The organism is Dokdonella immobilis, assembly GCF_900115085.1.
Lineage (GTDB): Bacteria > Pseudomonadota > Gammaproteobacteria > Xanthomonadales > Rhodanobacteraceae > Dokdonella > Dokdonella immobilis.
This window is the reverse complement of the sequence record NZ_FOVF01000008.1, coordinates 62,623-78,935: the sequence shown is the minus strand read 5'-3', so window position 1 is coordinate 78,935 and position 16,313 is coordinate 62,623. Positions and strand designations below refer to the sequence as shown.

15 protein-coding genes are annotated in these 16,313 nt (G+C 67.6%); 8 read left to right on the top strand and 7 right to left on the bottom strand.

Features of this window, described 5'->3' with window-relative positions; translation table 11 throughout:
* Positions 1-22 precede the first annotated feature (22 nt).
* From BM125_RS08130 to BM125_RS08110, 6 genes are all read right to left on the bottom strand, one after another.
* Positions 23-424, bottom strand: coding sequence for a DUF3037 domain-containing protein (locus BM125_RS08130; RefSeq protein ID WP_217647830.1), 402 nt, complete (start codon positions 422-424; stop codon positions 23-25).
* On the bottom strand, positions 402-1,184 hold the full coding sequence (locus tag BM125_RS20410) for a HipA family kinase (RefSeq protein ID WP_217647829.1): 783 nt from the start codon (positions 1,182-1,184) through the stop codon (positions 402-404). Before BM125_RS20410 ends, BM125_RS08130 begins: the two co-directional genes overlap by 23 nt.
* 107 nt (positions 1,185-1,291) lie before the next feature.
* On the bottom strand, positions 1,292-1,771 hold the full coding sequence (locus BM125_RS08125) for a VOC family protein (protein WP_092406771.1): 480 nt from the start codon (positions 1,769-1,771) through the stop codon (positions 1,292-1,294).
* A 44-nt stretch (positions 1,772-1,815) separates the two neighbouring features.
* Entirely contained in the window at positions 1,816-2,997 is a 1,182-nt protein-coding gene (locus tag BM125_RS08120; protein WP_092406769.1) for an acyltransferase family protein, read from the bottom strand.
* Positions 2,998-3,155: 158 nt separating this feature from the next.
* Positions 3,156-5,285: an elongation factor G gene (gene fusA / locus BM125_RS08115; protein ID WP_092406767.1), complete on the bottom strand. Its 2,130-nt coding sequence runs from the start codon at positions 5,283-5,285 to the stop codon at positions 3,156-3,158.
* 289 nt (positions 5,286-5,574) lie between these two features.
* Complete coding sequence (locus BM125_RS08110) at positions 5,575-6,336, bottom strand: type 1 glutamine amidotransferase (protein ID WP_092406765.1); 762 nt, start codon at positions 6,334-6,336, stop codon at positions 5,575-5,577.
* A 131-nt stretch (positions 6,337-6,467) separates the two neighbouring features.
* On the opposite strand from BM125_RS08110, the gene BM125_RS08105 reads away from it, so the two are divergent.
* A complete protein-coding gene (locus BM125_RS08105; protein ID WP_092406763.1) occupies positions 6,468-6,869 on the top strand; it encodes a YchJ family protein in 402 nt (133 codons plus the stop codon).
* 181 nt (positions 6,870-7,050) lie between these two features.
* Positions 7,051-7,953 carry a CPBP family intramembrane glutamic endopeptidase gene (locus BM125_RS08100; protein WP_175497969.1) on the top strand — a complete coding sequence of 301 codons (903 nt, stop codon included), beginning with the start codon at positions 7,051-7,053 and terminating at the stop codon, positions 7,951-7,953.
* A 66-nt stretch (positions 7,954-8,019) separates the two neighbouring features.
* On the opposite strand, the gene BM125_RS08095 is transcribed toward BM125_RS08100, so the two are convergent.
* Positions 8,020-9,018, bottom strand: coding sequence for an LLM class flavin-dependent oxidoreductase (locus tag BM125_RS08095; RefSeq protein ID WP_092406892.1), 999 nt, complete (start codon positions 9,016-9,018; stop codon positions 8,020-8,022).
* A 147-nt stretch (positions 9,019-9,165) separates the two neighbouring features.
* Between BM125_RS08095 and BM125_RS08090 the strand changes: the two genes are divergently transcribed.
* From BM125_RS08090 to BM125_RS08060, 6 genes are all read left to right on the top strand, one after another.
* On the top strand, positions 9,166-9,903 hold the full coding sequence (locus BM125_RS08090; protein ID WP_092406890.1) for an ATP-binding cassette domain-containing protein: 738 nt from the start codon (positions 9,166-9,168) through the stop codon (positions 9,901-9,903).
* Between the two features lie 23 nt (positions 9,904-9,926).
* The gene (locus tag BM125_RS08085) at positions 9,927-11,381 is read left to right on the top strand and encodes a glycine betaine ABC transporter substrate-binding protein (protein WP_092406888.1); all 1,455 of its coding nucleotides are present in this window, start codon (positions 9,927-9,929) and stop codon (positions 11,379-11,381) included.
* A gap of 73 nt (positions 11,382-11,454) precedes the next feature.
* Positions 11,455-12,177 (top strand): rRNA pseudouridine synthase, encoded by a 723-nt coding sequence (locus BM125_RS08080; protein ID WP_092406759.1) that lies wholly within the window; start codon positions 11,455-11,457, stop codon positions 12,175-12,177.
* Positions 12,178-12,384: 207 nt separating this feature from the next.
* Complete coding sequence (locus BM125_RS08075; RefSeq protein ID WP_139224906.1) at positions 12,385-13,152, top strand: hypothetical protein; 768 nt, start codon at positions 12,385-12,387, stop codon at positions 13,150-13,152.
* On the top strand, positions 13,152-14,879 hold the full coding sequence (locus BM125_RS20185) for a hypothetical protein (protein WP_175497968.1): 1,728 nt from the start codon (positions 13,152-13,154) through the stop codon (positions 14,877-14,879). Before BM125_RS08075 ends, BM125_RS20185 begins: the two co-directional genes overlap by 1 nt.
* 285 nt (positions 14,880-15,164) lie before the next feature.
* Complete coding sequence (locus tag BM125_RS08060) at positions 15,165-16,241, top strand: glycosyltransferase (RefSeq protein WP_217647828.1); 1,077 nt, start codon at positions 15,165-15,167, stop codon at positions 16,239-16,241.
* The last annotated feature ends 72 nt before the right edge of the window (positions 16,242-16,313 follow it).

The following is a 16,313-nucleotide window of genomic DNA, read 5'->3' as shown; positions in this document are numbered from 1 at the left end:
GCCGGCGCGGGAACCTGCCGCGTCAGCGCAAGGAATCGGGCAGGCGGACCATGGTTTCCAGCAGGTGCTCGACGGCCTCGGCCGGCTCGGCGCAGCGGCCGCTGTGCGCAGCCGAGGTCTGGATCACCGCGCTGCGCGGCGCGACCAGCCAGTGGAAGCGTTCGCGCTGGCTGAGCCGGCCGATCGGGCCCGCCGCGGCGCCGCCCGCGCAGATGCGTGCCATGGTCGCCAGGTGGCCCTCGACCAGGTCGAGGTCGATCGACGGATCGAAGGCAAGCAGCCGGCCGCTGTCGAGCTCGATGCGGGCCTCGAGGAACTTTGCCGCGGCACACGAGAGGATCACGCCGACGTTGAGGAACTCCTCGCGCTCGGGGCGCGGCACGACGCGAACGATCGCATAGTCATACCAGTGCGGCGTGGGCACGGATGGCCTCCTCGACAAAGGCGCGCGGTGCCTCGATGCGCTGCTGGAGCCAATCGAGGTAGGCCGCGCGGTGCGCGTCGAGACTGGCAAAACCCGGTTCGTGGCCGAGCCAGGCATCGGGTATCGAAGCGACGATATCGCGCACCCGCCCGCAATCCAGGCGGCTCGCCATGTCGGCATCGATCTCGGCCAGGCGGCTCGCCATCGGCAACAGCACGTGGTCGCGGATCTGCGCGAGTGGGAAACGGCTGCGCGCCAGCGCACCGTCCCAGGCATGGTGGAAATACAGGGCCGCGCCGTGGTCGATCAGCCACAGCTGGCGATGCCAGACCATCATGTTGGCATTGCGCGGGCTGCGATCGATGTTGGTCACGAACGCGTCGAACCAGACGATGCGCGAGGCCAGTTCGGCATCGACCGGCCAGGCCAGCGGGTCGAACGTGACCGCGCCGGGTAGATAGTCGAGGGCGAGATTGAGGCCGGTGCTGGCCCGGATCAGGTCCTGGATTTCCGGGTCCGGCTCGGTGCGCGCGAGCTCGGCATCGACCTCGACGAAGACGATCTCGGGGACCGGCAGGTCCAGCGCGCGGGCCAGTTCGCCGCCAACGAGTTCGGCGATCAACGCCTTCGGTCCCTGGCCGGCGCCGCGGAACTTGAGCACGTACATGCCCGAATCGTCGGCTTCGATGATGGCCGGCAGCGAGCCACCCTCGCGCAGCGGCGTGACATAGCGGGTTGCGGTGACGGTGCGTAGCTCCATCCCGGGATGCTCGCATTGTTCCCGCGCGCTGCAAAGCGTGGCCACGCCGCGGCGATCGACCGTCGCAGATACTCCGCGTCGGCGCGAGCATCCGCGCCGTGCCGGGATCAGCCGCCCTGGGAGGCGCTCCAGGCGGCCATGCGCTTTTGCATTTCCTCGGGCGAGACATCCTCGACATGGGTCGCCAGCGACCATTTGTGGCCGAACGGATCGAACACCGAGCCCATGCGGTCGCCCCAGAACTGGTCGCTGACCGGTCGATCCTCGATTGCCCCGGCCTTCATTGCGCGCACGAAGGCGGCGTCGGCGTCGGTGGTGTAGATCATGAAGGCCGCGGTCGGGCCCCCGCGCGCCTTCGGCCCGCGGATGTTCATGTCGGCGAATTCATCGGAAAGCATCAGGCGCGTGTCGCCGATCTGGATCTCGGCATGGCCGATGCGCTCGCCCATCGGCAGGCGGTACAGCTCTTCGGCGCCAAAAGCGGCCTTGTAGAACTCGATTGCCCGGGCCGCATCATCGACGGTCAGGTAGGCGGTGACCGAGTGATAGCCCTCGGGGATGGGGTTTACGTTCGTCTTGGTGCTCATGGCGGGGTCTCCTTGAGGTTGGGCGGATGCTAACGCCGTCAGGGTTAGCGCGAGATAACCGGTGCTGCCGGCGCGGATGGCATGGGCGCGTGCTGCATATCGGCAAGCCAGCGCCGGCGCAACGCGCGATCGCAGGGAATCGACCAGGCATGGGCCAGCGCCGCACCGAGCAACCAGCAGAGCAATACCACCGGTGCGTACCAGAGGAAGCCGAACCACGGATTCCCTTCGAAGTGCCGGTACAGCGCCACGGCCGCGAACACGACGAACATGTGGGTCAGGTAGATCTCGTAGCTGAGTCGGCCCATCGATGCGAGCCAGCCGGTGCCGCGCGGCGCCGCGGCGTGCTCGCCGTGCAGGGCGAACAGCAGCACGGCCGCGCCCAGCGTCAGCACCAGCATCAGGCCGTTGCCGAGCACGGGCCACAGCATCGAGCCGAACAGCAGGTTGGCCGCGATGCCGACGCAGCCGAGGACGCAAAGGATGGACCGCAGCATCCGCGGAACCCCGCGCCAGCGGCGCACCAGGATCGCGCTGACCACGCCGCTCGCGATCGCGGCCATGCCCGGCAGGTAGGCTTTTTCCTGCCAGATCTCGTTCCCAACAAGTGCCGCTCGCGCTATCGGCAATGAAAGCATCAGCAACGCCAGTAATGCCAACAGCGTGGTTTCCCTTCTTGTCGCCAGACAGAGCAGCGGAAAGCCCAGGTAGAACACTTCCTCGATCGACAGCGACCACAGCACATCCCAGTTGCCGGGCAGGTAACCGGTCACGCCCTCGTACCAGTTCAGGTGCAGGCCGAGCACGGCCAGCACGGCGCGGCCGAGCGACTGGCCGTCGCGCTCGATCGTGAAATACGGCACGCCTGCCACGTGCAGGGCGCTCAACACGAGCATCAGCAAGACCAGGCACGGCAGGATGCGCGCCGCGCGCCGGGCATAGAAAACGCGCAGGTCGATCGCGGCGAGGCTGCCCCAACGTTCGAGGGCGTTGCCGGCGATCAGGAACCCGGAGACGACGAAGAACAGGAACACGGCCTCATAGCCGTTGTAGCTCAGGGCACCAAGCACGGAGCGCGGCAGGAAGGTCTGCAGGGCGCCATCGCGCAGGGGAATGCGCAGTGCAACGTGATGCACCACGACCAGCAGGATCGACAAGCCGCGCAACAGGTCGATGGCGGCGTTGCGACCGGCGGCCGCTGGCGGTGTCTCGTCGGGTGTCGTCATCGATCGGCCGACTGCGGAGGAGGCGGCATTATTCCGCACCTGCGCGCCGCCGTCTGTTGCCCGGATCGCAGGGCCGGAAACGAAAACGCCTGCGGCCGGGATACGGCACGCAGGCGTTCTCTCGGCGGCTCGAAGGGCCGCGCGGATAAGTCAGCCGATTACTTGGCTTCCTTCTCCATCAGCTTCTCGACCAGGTTGGCCGGCACTTCGGCGTAGTTGTCGAACTCCATCGTGAACGTGCCGCGGCCGCGCGTGGCGGAACGCAGGAAGTTGATGTAGCCGAACATCTCCGACAGCGGCACCTGGCCCTGCACGAACGACTGCGGGCCCTTCTGGCCCTGCTCGCTGACCGTGCCACGGCGGCGGTTGACGTCGCCGATGATGTCGCCGAGGAACTCGGCCTCGGTCACCACCTCGACGCCCATGATCGGCTCGAGCAGCTTCGGACGGCTGCCGCGATGCGCTTCGCGGAAGGCACCCTTGCCGGCGATCTCGAAGGCCAGTGCCGAGGAGTCGACGTCGTGGAACTTGCCGTCGATCAGGCGCGCCTTGAAGTCGACCACTTCGTAGCCGGCGACCTGGCCCTTGCGGCTCTCGGTGCGGATCGCGTGCTCGACCGCCGGGATGTACTCGCGCGGAATGCGGCCACCGACGATCTCGTCGGAGAACTCGATGCCGGTGCCCGGCTCGGCCGGCTCGAAGATCATCTTCACCTCGGCGAACTGGCCCGAACCGCCGGACTGCTTCTTGTGCGTGTAGACGAGTTCGATCGGACCGCCGAAGGCTTCGCGGAAGCTGACCTTGGGCTTACCCATGACGGCCTCGACGCCGAGTTCGGTACGCATGCGGTCGACGGTGATCTCCAGGTGCAGCTCGCCCATGCCCTTGAGCACGGTCTCGCCGGTTTCCTTGTCCACCTCGAGGCGCAGCGACGGATCGGCCTTGGCCATCTTGTAGAGCGCGGTCGACATCTTGTCGATGTCGTTGCGGTTCTTCGGTTCGACCGAGACGCTGATCACCGGATCCGGGAAGCGCATGCGCTCGAGCAGGACCGGATGCGCCGGATCGGACAGCGAATCGCCCGTCTCGGTGTCCTTCATCGAGACGAACGCGCAGATGTCGCCGGCGCGCACTTCGTCGATGTCCTTGGTCGCGTTGGCCTGCACCTCGACGATGCGGCCGACGCGTTCCTTCTTGCCGCGGGTCACGTTGAGCAGGGTGTCGCCCTTCTTGATCACGCCCGAGTAGATACGGCAGAACGTGAGCGTGCCGAACTGGTCGTTGATGACCTTGAAGGCCAGCGCGCGGGCCGGCGCGTCGTCGCGCACTTCCTGCTCGCCGATGACCTTGCCGTCGGCGTCGACCATTGAGATGCCGCCGTTCTCGCCCGGATACGGCAGGTAGTCGATGACGCCGTCGAGCAGCTGCTGGACGCCCTTGTTGCGGTAGGAGGAGCCGCAGAAGACCGGCACCAGCTTGCCGCTGACCGTGCCCTTGCGGATGCACTGCTTGAGCATGGCCGGATCGAATTCGCCGCTTTCGAGCAGGCGCTCGAAGGCGTCATCGTCCATGGCCAGGGCGGTTTCGAGCATGTCCTGGCGCAGCTTCGGCAGCTGGTCGATCCAGTCGTTGTCGGCAGTCGAGGCGAAGTTCAGGCGCGCGCGCAGGTCCTCGAGCGGCACCGTTTCCCAGGTGCTGTCCTTGTCGTGCGAAGCCCAGATGTAGCCGACGCCGGCAACCAGGTCGGCCATGCCGACGAATTCGTCGTTGCTGCCGAGCGGGATCTGGCAAAGCAGGGCGTTGGCGCCGAGGCGCTCGCGGATGCCCTTCACGCAATGGCCGAAGTTGGCGCCAATGCGGTCCATCTTGTTGACGTAGCACATGCGCGGCACGTTGTACTGGTCGGCCAGGCGCCAGTTGGTCTCGGTCTGCGGCTCGACGCCGGCGACGCCGTCGAAAACGACGACCGCACCATCGAGCACGCGCAGCGAACGGTTCACCTCGATCGTGAAATCGACGTGTCCCGGGGTATCGATGACGTTGATCTGGAAGCCCTTCCACTCGGTCGAGACCGCCGCGCTCTGGATCGTGATGCCGCGCTTGCGCTCCTGTTCCATGTAGTCGGTCGTGGTCGAGCCCTTGCCGTCCTTGGTGTCGTGCACGTCGACGATCTGGTGCTTGCGACCGGTGTAATAGAGCACGCGCTCCGTGGTCGTCGTCTTGCCCGCGTCGATGTGGGCGATGATTCCGATGTTGCGGTAGAGCTTGAGCTCTTTCTGCCTGGCCATGGTTCTTCTCTGATGCCTAAGATGAAAATGCTGGGCCGAACCGACAGGCGATCAAGAAACGCGCCAGCTTTCGACCACGAAAAAGACGACACCCGTCCGACCAGCATCGGCGCGTTTGATCGCGCTGCTGTCCGGTGGTTGTCGTGGAAACTGCACTTGCTGCCCTGTCCCGTGGCGGGTCTGGACCCGCACGAACATCCAGGTCCGGCCTGAATGGGCGCGCGGATTTTACACGAACTGCGGCTGCCGTGCCGCCTGCAACCTGAACGGCCGCGATATTCGGCAGGATTCAAGCCCCGGCAAGGGCTGCGGCGGGTCCAACCTGAAGCCGGCGCGGGCGTCCGACCTGGTCGAGGAAGCGGTTGAAGGCGGCCAGCGCGCGCGTCTGCATCAAGGCCAGTGCATCCGGCGTGCGTGTCCGGATCGCGTCGGCGTCGTGGCCGAGGCCGGCCTCGGCCAACTCGGTGCGATAGGCCGGAATGCCGAGCCAGCGCTCGATCAGGGCCTGGTTGACCTCGGGGTGGAACTGGAAGCCGTAGGCGTTGCTGCCGTACCGGAACGCCTGGTGCGCGCAGCTGGCCGTGCGGGCCAGGTGCACGGCGCCGTGCGGAATGGCGAAAGTGCGGCTGTGCCACTGGAACACCGGTAGACGCGTGCCGAAGCTGGCCATGACTGGGTCGGCGGCACCTTCGGCATGGGTTTCGAGCTCGTACCAGCCGATTTCGGTCTGCGCGCTGCGCGAAATCAGCGCGCCAAGAGCATGCGCCAGCAGTTGCGCGCCGAGGCAGATGCCGAGCACGGGCTTGCCCTGGGCCAGGGCCTGCTCGATCACCGCCAGTTCGGTGCGCAGGTGCGGCCGCGCTGCCTGTTCCTCGACGTTCATCGGCCCGCCGAGCACGATGAGGCCGCGATAGCGGTCCATGTTCGGCCGGGCCTCGGGCTGGCGCTCGAAATTGACGAACTTGATGCGATGGCCGCGCCGGCGGATCAGCGGATCCAGCGTGCCTAGCGGCTCGGCCGCGACGTGCTGGAAGACGAGAAGACGCGACATCGGGATCCCGGCAAGGCTGACTGATCCTGCACTCTAACGTGTCGACGTCTAGACGTCCAAATGCAAACACCGGCGCGCCTCCAGGACGATTCCCGCGTGCGGCCGGACCCAGGTGCTGCGAGAATGGACACATGTCCGCGAGAAATCCGCCAAATAGCCCCTGTCCCTGCGACTCGGGCCGCGCCTATGCACGTTGCTGCGGGCCGCTGCACGGGGGTGCGGCGGCCGCCGATGCCGAGAGCCTGATGCGCTCGCGCTACAGCGCCTACGCGCTCGGGCTCGAGCCTTACCTGCTCGAAACCTGGCATCCCTCGACGCGACCCGCGGCGCTCGGGCTGGTGCCAGGGCAGCCACGCTGGCTCGGGCTTTCGGTCAGCGCTCACCGGCCCATGGCGACCGATCGTGCCGAGGTCGAGTTCGTCGCGCGCTTCCGCGTCGGCGGCGGGCGCGCCGAGCGCCTGCATGAACGCAGCCGATTCGTGCGCGAAGCAGATCGCTGGTTCTACCTCGACGGTGACCTTGCCCCGGACTGATTCTGGGGCGTCCGGCCATTCCGGACACGGCTGGCGACCGACGAGGCGATGCGCTTTCGGCACCAGACGTTGAACAGACCGATGGCACATCGTCGATCGGGTACATTCTGCGAAGATGGCGCCGTGCAGGTTCGCCGACGGATTTGCGCCATTCTTGCCTTTCCGTTGCCGGGCGCCGACTTTGAAGACCCTCTTTCTCGATTCGAACCGTCGTTTGCGCAACGGCTGGTGGATTGTGCTGTTCGTTACGCTGTTCCTGCTCAGTCGCGCCCTCTACACGCCGCTGTCACAGGCGCTCCGCCATGCCGGTGTTCCGGCCACCTGGCTCGAGCCGCTGCGGTTGATGTTCGTTCTGCTGGTGACCTGGATCTGCGTACGCCTGCGTGGCGAGCCGCTGGCGAGCGTCGGTTTCCGCCTCAATCGCCAGTGGCTGGTCCAGCTGATGATCGGCAGCGGACTCGGCATCGCTTCGATGCTGGTCATCGTCGGCCTGATCTGGATGGCAGGCGGCGTGCGTCTCGTCCTCGAGCCTGCGCGCAACTTCGGCACGCTCGGCTACGGTTTGTACCTGTTTCTCTGCGTGGCCCTGTTCGAGGAAACCCTGTTCCGCGGCTTCCTGTTCCAGCGTCTCGTCGATGGAGCCGGGATCTGGATCGCCCAGCTCAGTCTCGCCTTGCTGTTCGCCGCCGGGCATTGGGGCAATCCGGGCATGCAGGGCGCCACCGAAGTCGTCGCCAGTCTCGATCTGGCCCTTGGCGCGATCATGCTCGGGCTGGCCTGGCTGCGCACGCGCAGCCTCGCCCTGCCGGTCGGACTGCACCTCGGCTGGAACTGGATGCAGGGCCACGTGCTCGGCTTCGGCGTCAGCGGCTTCGATTACGTGGGCTGGTTCCAGCCGGTTTTCTCGGATCGGCCGCAATGGCTGAGCGGCGGTGAGTTCGGTCCCGAGTCGAGCGTGTTCGCGGTGCTCGTCGACCTCGGCGTCATCCTCTTGCTGTGGAAATGGCGAGGCACGGTCGAACCGGCTGCGGGCGAACAGGCGACGCGAACTCGGGTCCGCCGGGAGCGCGCGCCAGGCGCTTGACCGGGCGCGGCGGTGGCAGCCTCGTCGCGCCCCTGCCGCTTCAGCGGACGTCGTTGGCGGCCGAATTCAGGCGTTGGCGCGATGCGCCTGCATGGCGCGCCGGAACGAGGCCATGCGCGCGTCATGGTCGAATACATTGGCGGTCAGCAGCAGTTCGTCGGGGCGATGGGTTTCGATGAACTGGCGCAGGCCATCGCGCACGGTCGTGGTCGAGCCGACCACCGCGCAGGCCAGGGCCTGGTCGACGCCGGCCTTCTCCTCCGGACTGCACCAGTTTTCGATGTCGGTGGCGTGCTCGAGCGGTGGCGGCACGAGGCCGGGTCGGCCGCGGCGCAGGTTGACGAAGGCTTGTTGCTGGGTCGTGAACAGGCGGCGCGCCTCTTCGTCGCTGTCGGCGGCGACCACGTTGAGGGCCAGCATGACGTGGGCCTGGTCGAGTCGCGCCGAGGGCCGGAACTCGCGCCGATAGAGCGCGACCGCCTCGCTCAGCGCGGCCGGCGCGAAGTGCGAGGCGAAGGCATAGGGCAGGCCGAGCAGGGCGGCCAGACGCGCGCCGAACAGGCTCGAGCCGAGGATCCAGGTCTCCACGGCAACGCCGGCGCCGGGTACGGCGCGCACCGGCTGATCCGGTGTTGCCGGCTCGAAATAGTGCAGCAGTTCGACCACGTCGTTCGGAAACTCCTTGGCGTTCTCGTAGTAGCGGCGCAATGCACGCGCGGTGGCCTGGTCGGTGCCCGGGGCGCGACCGAGACCGAGATCGATGCGGCCGGGGTACAGCGAAGCGAGCGTGCCAAACTGTTCGGCGACCTGCAGCGGCGCGTGGTTCGGCAGCATGATGCCGCCGGCGCCGACCCGGATGGCCGCCGTGCCGCCAGCGACATGGCCGATCAGCACCGCGGTCGCCGCGCTGGCGATGCCGGGCATGTTGTGGTGTTCGGCCAGCCAGTAGCGCTTGTAGCCGAGACGTTCGGCGTGGCGGGCCAGGTCGAGGGTGTTGGCGAAGGTCTGGCTGGCATCGCTGCCTTCGGTGACCGGGGCAAGATCGAGGATCGACAACGGAATCATCGCGAGCTCCAGGGCGAGGGGCGGCCACGAATGCCTGAACATGGAGCCCTTTTGCAGAGATGCAAGATTGTCCGGCGCCTTGCGTACCCGGCGCCGACCGGGCACGTGATGCCGCCACGTATCGCGTGGTTGCGCTATGGTGCCGCGATGTTCTCGATGACCGCCGTCAGCAAGCGTTACGGGCCCGGCTTCGCCCTGGGTCCTATCGACCTGGCCCTGGCGCCAGCCAGCACGACCGCACTGATCGGACCGAGCGGTGCCGGCAAGTCGACGATTCTGCGCCTGCTGCTCGGGCTCGACTGGCCCGATGCCGGTGAAGTCCGATTCGACGGCGCGCCGCTGCGACGCGCCGACCTGCTTTCGACGCGGCGACGTATCGGCTATGTGATCCAGGAAGGTGGCCTGTTTCCGCACTTGAATTGCGCGGCCAATGTCGGCCTGCTCGCGCGCACGCTGGGCTGGTCGCCGGCACGCATCACGGAGCGCAGCCGCGAGTTGGCCGAACGCTGCCAGTTGCCGGTCGACGCATTGGCACGCTATCCGGCCGAGCTCTCCGGCGGCCAGCGTCAGCGCGTCGGCCTGATCCGCGCGTTGATGCTCGATCCGCCGGCGCTGCTGCTCGATGAACCGCTCGGTGCGCTCGATCCGATCGTGCGCCATGACCTGCAGGCGCAAATGCGCGAACTGTTTGCCACGCTCGGCAAGACCGTCGTGCTGGTCACCCACGATGTCGCCGAGGCGGCCTTCCTGGCCGACCGCCTCGTCCTAATGCGCGATGGCGCGATCATCCAGCAGGGAAGCGCGCGCGATCTGCTCGACGCGCCGGCGGAACCGTTCGTGCGCCCTTTCATGACGGCGCAACGCAGCCTCAAGGTATCCGCGTGAGCGGTCGACAGGCTGCAACGGCGCTGCTGGGGCTCGGGCTTTTCCTGCTCGCGCCGGCACTCGACGCGCAGACGCCGACCGTCGGGTCGAAGAACTTCACCGAATCGGTGATCCTCGGCGAGATTGCGCAAGGGCTCGCTCGTCAGGCCGGGGTCGAGGTCTCGCATCGGCGCCAGCTCGGCGGCACGCGCATCCTCTGGCGCGCCCTGCTCGATGGCGAAATCGACGTCTATCCGGAATACAGCGGAACCTTGCTGCAGGAACTGCTGCAGATACCCGATGCCGACGAGGACGCTGTGCGCAAGGCGCTCGCGATGCGCGGTTTGCGCATGACCGCCTCGCTCGGTTTCAACGACACCTACGCGATCGGCATGCGCGAAGAAAAGGCCAGCACGCTCGGTATCCGCACGATCGGCGACCTGCGCAACCATCCGCGGTTGCGCCTCGGCCTCAGCAACGAATTCATGCAACGTGCCGACGGTTGGCCCGGCCTGCGCCAGGCGTATGCCTTGCCGCAGACGGCCAACGGTCTCGACCACGACCTCGCCTATCGCGGCCTCGCCAGCGATGCGCTCGATGCCACCGATCTCTACAGCACCGACGCCGAGATCCCCTACTACGGCTTGCGCGTGCTCGTGGACGACCGTCGGTACTTTCCGGTCTACGAGGCGATCTATCTCTACCGCGACGATCTCGTGCGGCGCGCGCCGACCTGGGTCGCCGCCCTCGAAGGCATGGCTGGGCGCCTCGATGCAGCGACCATGCAGGCGCTCAATGGCCGCGTGAAGATCGACAAGGAACAGGAAGCCGATGTCGCCGCGAGCTGGATCGGCATCGCCGCCGAGCATTCGCCCGATCGCTGGCAGCGCATCGCGCAGCGAACGCGCGAGCATCTCGCCCTGGTCGTGGTCTCGCTCGGCCTGGCCCTGCTCGTGGCGCTGCCGCTCGGCATCCTTGCCGCGCGCCGGCCGCGACTCGGCCAGGTCGTGCTCGCCGTGGCCGGTCTGCTGCAGACCCTGCCGTCGCTGGCCGTGTTCGTGTTCATGATCCCCTTGCTCGGCATCGGCGCGCGACCGGCGATTGCCGCATTGTTCCTCTACAGCCTGCTGCCGATCGTGCGCAACACGCACGCCGGCATCCTTGGAATCCCGGCGGAGTTGCGCGAAACCGCCGCTGCGATAGGACTGCCGCATTCGACCCGCCTGTGGCGCATCGAACTGCCGCTGGCCTCGCGCTCGATCCTGGCCGGCATCAAGACCGCCGCCGTGATCAATGTCGGCACGGCCACGCTCGGGGCGTTGATCGGCGCCGGCGGCTACGGCCAGCCGATCCTCGCCGGCATCCGCCTCGACGATCTCGCGCTGATCCTCGAAGGCGCCGTACCCGCGGCCTTGCTGGCACTGGTCGTGCAGGGCCTGTTCGAGGGGCTCGAACGGATCCTGATGCCGCGCGGCCTGCGCCTGCGTGCTCGCGAGTAGGCACGAGCCGAATCGAGCGCCCTCGATTCGACGGCGCGCCGTACACTGGCCGTCCCGCTTCCCGGCAACAACGATGACCGATCCGATCCGCCTGGCCAAACGCGTCGCCGAAATCGTGCAGTGCTCGCGCGCGGATGCCGAGCGCTACATCGAGGACGGCTGGGTCACGGTCGATGGCGTGATCGTCGACCGGCCGCAGCACAAGGTCACCGACCAGCACGTCGCCATCGATCCCGCGGCGCGGCTCGAAGCCCCGCAACCGGCGACCCTGCTGTTGCACAAGCCGCCCGGCTACGACGCGATCAGCGGCGTCCAACCCGCGCTGGTCCTGGCCACCCCGGCAAAGCACTGGAGCGAAGACGGCAGCGGCGTGCGTCCGTTGCGCCGTCACCTGGTCAACCTGACTCCGCTCGTGCCACTCGATCGTGAAGCCAGCGGCCTGGTCGTGCTGACCCAGGATGGCCGCGTCTGGCGGAGGCTCAGCGAGGATGGTGACGAGATCGAACACGAATACGTGGTCGAGGTCGCCGGCGAGATCGCGCCGTGGGGGCTGCGCCGGCTCAATCACGGGCTCAGCTACGAAGGCCGCGAACTGGCACCGTGCAAGGTCAGCTGGCAGAGCGAAACGCGCCTGCGCTTCGCGATCAAGGCTGTCCAGGGCGGGCAATTGCGCGCCATGTGCCGACAGGTTGGCCTTGAGGTGCTGGCCATCCGGCGTATCCGCATCGGCCGCATACCGCTCGGCAAGATGCCGCCCGGGCAGTGGCGCTACCTGCCGCCACAGGAACGAATCTGAGTCCTCGGTGTGCGGCTGATTCGCGGTGCGCATCGACGATGCCGCGGCCCGATCGGATTTCGCGGGAAACGCCGAAGCGCGAGGGCGCCAGGCTGCGGGCATGCGTCGAGGCAAGCGCACCGGGCCCTATTTACAAGCACGAATCGAAGTGACAATCTCGCCCCACTCGCATCGCAAAGATGCTGCTGAGCCACAGGGGGCAAGGCAATGAACTCGAGGTTTCGACGCGCACTCGTTTGCGCGGCGTTGGCTGGATGCGCGCTGTCGTCCGCACTCTTTGCCCAGCAGATCGTCGTCGGCAGCGGCGCCCGTCTGGTCATGGGCAGCTCGGTGATCGATGCGGGCTGTCGCGACGTGCAGATCCCCGGCAATTTCGCGATCGGCTCGGGCAGTTTGCAGGGCGTGCGCGATCTCACCGTCAGCGGCCAGCTCGACGGCGGCTCGGGCCTGATTTCGCTCAGTGGCGATCTGGCCGCGGCGGGCGGCCTGAATCCGCAGACGGGCACGGTGCGCATCGGCGACGGCTGCGGCAGCAGCGAAAGCCGAATCATCGGCAATCATCAGTTCAACAACTTCGTCGTGCAGACCTCGGCGGCCCATGCCCTCGAGCTGCCGGCCGGCGGCACCCAGTTCATTGCGAGCTCGCTGCAACTGGCCGGCGGCGCCGAACGCCTGGTCATGCGCAGCAGCAGTCCGGGTGCGGTCGGCTTCCTCGACCTGCCGGGCGGCGGTAGCCAGCTCGTCAGTCGCGTCGATGCCATCGATGTCGGTGGCGCGCCCTTCGGCCAGTTCCTGGCTCCGCAGGCGCCCGAGTTCTACGACAGTATCGATCGCGGCAACACACCGCGCTTCCTCGGCGAGGAACTGGCCTTGCCGCTCCCGACGCTTTCGCCGGGCGGCCTGCTGGCCTTGTTGCTGCTGGTTGCCGGTTTCGCCCTGACCCAATTGCGTACGCTGAACCGAGGGGAACACTAATGCGCCCGATCCAAATGCTCCGTCATCCGCTCACACTCGCGCTCCAGCTTGCCCTGGTCAGCGGCGCCGCCAGCGCCGCCGACATCGAGGCGCAACTCGCCCCCGGCGATGGTTTCGTCGTCAACAGCCAGGCCGGCTCGGTGGTCCGGCTGCGCGTCAACGACGACGGTAGCGTCGTCGTGCCGGCCCTGCCCGGCAGTGCCGGCGTCGACCAGTTCCTCTGCTTCGATACGGTCAGCGGCCGGCTCGGAACCTGCAACACGATTCCGACGGGTGCGACCGGTGCAACGGGCGCCACCGGCCCGGCGGGTCCGACCGGCGCGACCGGCAGCACCGGCGCCACGGGCGTCGCCGGCCCGACCGGCGCGGACGGCACCGCCGGTCCCACGGGTGCGACCGGGGCAACGGGCGCGACCGGCGCGGCAGGTCCGACCGGTGCAGATGGTGCAACGGGCGCAACCGGCGCAACCGGCGCAACCGGTGACATCGGTCCGACCGGCCCGACCGGCGCAACCGGACTGGATGGACTCATCGGTCCCCCCGGCCCCCCCGGCACGGACGGCGCGCCGGGTCCGACCGGCGCCACGGGTGCGACCGGCGCGACCGGCGCGACCGGTGCCACGGGTCCGGCCGGAACCGGCACCGTGGCCGGCACCCCGAACTATGTCGGCAAGTTCACGGCCGCCACGACCATGGGCAATTCCCTGATCCAGGACAATGGCACCAGCGTAGCAATCAATGGCGCGCCTACCGCGATTTACCAGCAGTACGTCTACCGCCAGCAACTGACTGCAAACGGTGATGGGCAATCCACCATCTTCGGCTACCGCACGCGCGATTCGCAAAATGATGGGTTCAGCTACAGGCAGAGCGAAGTCAACAGCGCCGTTGCGGGTTACAACTTCTGGGGGGACGTCTACACCTTCGGCGTGGCCGGTCACAACTACAACGACTATACGCGAACGGGCGGCGTGCTCGGCGCCGAGGTCAACGGTGCCTACTGGGGATCGCTGGGTTACCGAAGCAGCGGCCTGGCGAATTACGGCGTCTACGGCAGTTCCGCCTATGCCAGCGGCGGTGGAAGTCCGCAGGCACCCGACCAGCAAGGCATCGGCGGCGGCTTCTACGGCGGCATGATCGGCTCGTGGTCGCACGGCGAGGTCATGGGCGCGGTCAGCAGCGGCGAGATGTTCGCTTCCTATAACCTCGGCAACGTCTATACCAGCGGCTACTCGGCCGATCTGGTCGCCAACAGCACCAACGCCGCCGCGCCGCGCGCGCCGGCTTTCGCAGTCACCTCGCCCGATCTGAAGGTCTACGACAACGGCTCGGCGCAGATCGCCGGCGCTTCGGTGTTCGTGCCGTTCAGCAGCACCTACGCCGGCATGCTCGGTGGCGTGCCGGACGTCACCGTGACCCCGGTCGGTTCGCCCGCGCAGTTGTACATCGCGAGCATCGACAAGAACGGCTTTACGGTCGCGGTGGCCTCGGGCACGGCCAATGTGCGCTTCAGCTGGATCGCGGTCGGCAGCCGTACCGACGCGAGCAAGGTCAAGTCCTTGCCAGCCGAACTCGCCAATGGCGGCTTTGATGCGCAACTGAAGGCGGTCATGTTCAACGAAGCCGACACCGCGCACTCGGCCAAGCCGATCTGGTGGGACGGCCAGAAGGTGCGCTTCGACACCGCGCCGCAACCTGCGGCGCCGTCCAAGCAGGAACTGCAGTAGGCCGCGTTCGGGGCGTCGCGGAGCAGACAAAGTGGCCGGTTCGCCGGCCACCCATGCTGCCAGCGCAGGTTGGGCGCAAGCGAACGGCTCAGGCGCACTGTTCGTTCGAAGGATGCAACGCGCGGGGGCCGCTTGCCTGTCCGCTGGCCGATCCGACCTTCGTGCGTGATGCGGAAAACCGGCCCGTGCGGATCGTCCGTGCCGCACGAAGGCTGACCGTGGCCCTGCGACTGGCCAGTCGCGACCCGCTTGCGGCACACTGATCCGATGCGAATTTGCCTGTCCATGATCGTCCGCAACGAGGCGCCCGTGATCGAGCGCTGCCTGCGCTCGGTTCGACCGTACATCCACAGCTGGGCAATCGCCGATACCGGATCGAACGACGGCACCCAGGACCTCGTTCGGCGCACCATGGCCGATCTGCCCGGCGAGCTGATCGAGCGGCCCTGGGTCGATTTCGCCCACAACCGCAACGAGGCCCTGCAACTGGCGCGAGCGCACGGCGACTACGCGCTGATCATCGATGCCGACGAAGTGCTGGTCGGCGATGCGGACTTCAGCTGGCCGGCGCTCGACGCGCCGGGTTACCTGCTCGAACTCGTCTACGGCACCACGCGCTACCGGCGCGTCGCGCTGCCGCGCCTCGATCTCGACTGGTGCTGGCGCGGCGTCCTGCACGAGGCCCTGGTCTCGAGCCGCGCCGCCGAGGCGCGCTATCTGCCCGGTCTGCGCATCCATGTGCATTCGGATGGCGCGCGCAGCCAGCGCCCGCAGGCCGAGAAATTCGCCGCCGATGCCGAAGTGCTGCGACGCGCCCTGGCCGACGAGCCGGACAATGCCCGCTACGCGTTCTACCTGGCCCAGAGCCTGCGCGATGCAGGTCGCATCGAGGACGCAATCACGGCCTACCGCCAGCGCGTGGCCATGGGCGGCTGGAGCGAGGAGGTCTATCAGTCGATGCTGCAGATCGCCCTGCTCGGCGAACGCAGCGGGCGCCCGGAAGCGGAGGTGCTGACCGCCTACCTGCATGCCTACGACTATCGCCCCGGCCGTGCCGAAGCGCCGTGCGAACTGGCCCGTTATTGCCGCTTGCACAAGCACTACGCGCTGGGTCGCGATTTCGCCGCCATCGCGGTCGCCCTGCCGCCGACCGAGGATGTCCTGTTCGTCGATCACAGCGTCTACGCCTGGCGTGCGCGCGACGAGCTGGCCGTATCGAGCTACTGGTGTGGCGAGTACGCACGCAGCGCCGAACTCTCACGCGAACTGTTGGCGAATCCGCTGCTGCCCGGGACCGAGCGCGCGCGGATCGAGGCCAATCTGGGCTTTGCCCAGTCGGCCCTCGGCGACGCGCAGCAATGAGCCGTCCGGGTCCGCTCGCCGACCCGGGCAACGGGTCGGACGGCGGGCCTCGTTGAGCCGCACGCGAGCGGT

Excerpts from the sequence above, each read along its gene's own strand:
- BM125_RS08080 (WP_092406759.1), top strand. The coding sequence starts at position 11,455 with ATGACCGATCCGATCCGCCTGGCCAAACGCGTCGCCGAAATCGTGCAG.
- BM125_RS08125 (WP_092406771.1), bottom strand. The coding sequence starts at position 1,771 with ATGAGCACCAAGACGAACGTAAACCCCATCCCCGAGGGCTATCACTCG.
- BM125_RS08060 (WP_217647828.1), top strand. The coding sequence starts at position 15,165 with ATGATCGTCCGCAACGAGGCGCCCGTGATCGAGCGCTGCCTGCGCTCG.
- BM125_RS08110 (WP_092406765.1), bottom strand. The coding sequence starts at position 6,336 with ATGTCGCGTCTTCTCGTCTTCCAGCACGTCGCGGCCGAGCCGCTAGGC.
- BM125_RS08120 (WP_092406769.1), bottom strand. The coding sequence starts at position 2,997 with ATGACGACACCCGACGAGACACCGCCAGCGGCCGCCGGTCGCAACGCC.
- BM125_RS08075 (WP_139224906.1), top strand. The coding sequence starts at position 12,385 with ATGAACTCGAGGTTTCGACGCGCACTCGTTTGCGCGGCGTTGGCTGGA.
- BM125_RS20185 (WP_175497968.1), top strand. The coding sequence starts at position 13,152 with ATGCGCCCGATCCAAATGCTCCGTCATCCGCTCACACTCGCGCTCCAG.
- fusA (WP_092406767.1), bottom strand. The coding sequence starts at position 5,285 with ATGGCCAGGCAGAAAGAGCTCAAGCTCTACCGCAACATCGGAATCATC.
- BM125_RS08090 (WP_092406890.1), top strand. The coding sequence starts at position 9,166 with ATGTTCTCGATGACCGCCGTCAGCAAGCGTTACGGGCCCGGCTTCGCC.
- BM125_RS20410 (WP_217647829.1), bottom strand. The coding sequence starts at position 1,184 with ATGGAGCTACGCACCGTCACCGCAACCCGCTATGTCACGCCGCTGCGC.
- BM125_RS08105 (WP_092406763.1), top strand. The coding sequence starts at position 6,468 with ATGTCCGCGAGAAATCCGCCAAATAGCCCCTGTCCCTGCGACTCGGGC.
- BM125_RS08095 (WP_092406892.1), bottom strand. The coding sequence starts at position 9,018 with ATGATTCCGTTGTCGATCCTCGATCTTGCCCCGGTCACCGAAGGCAGC.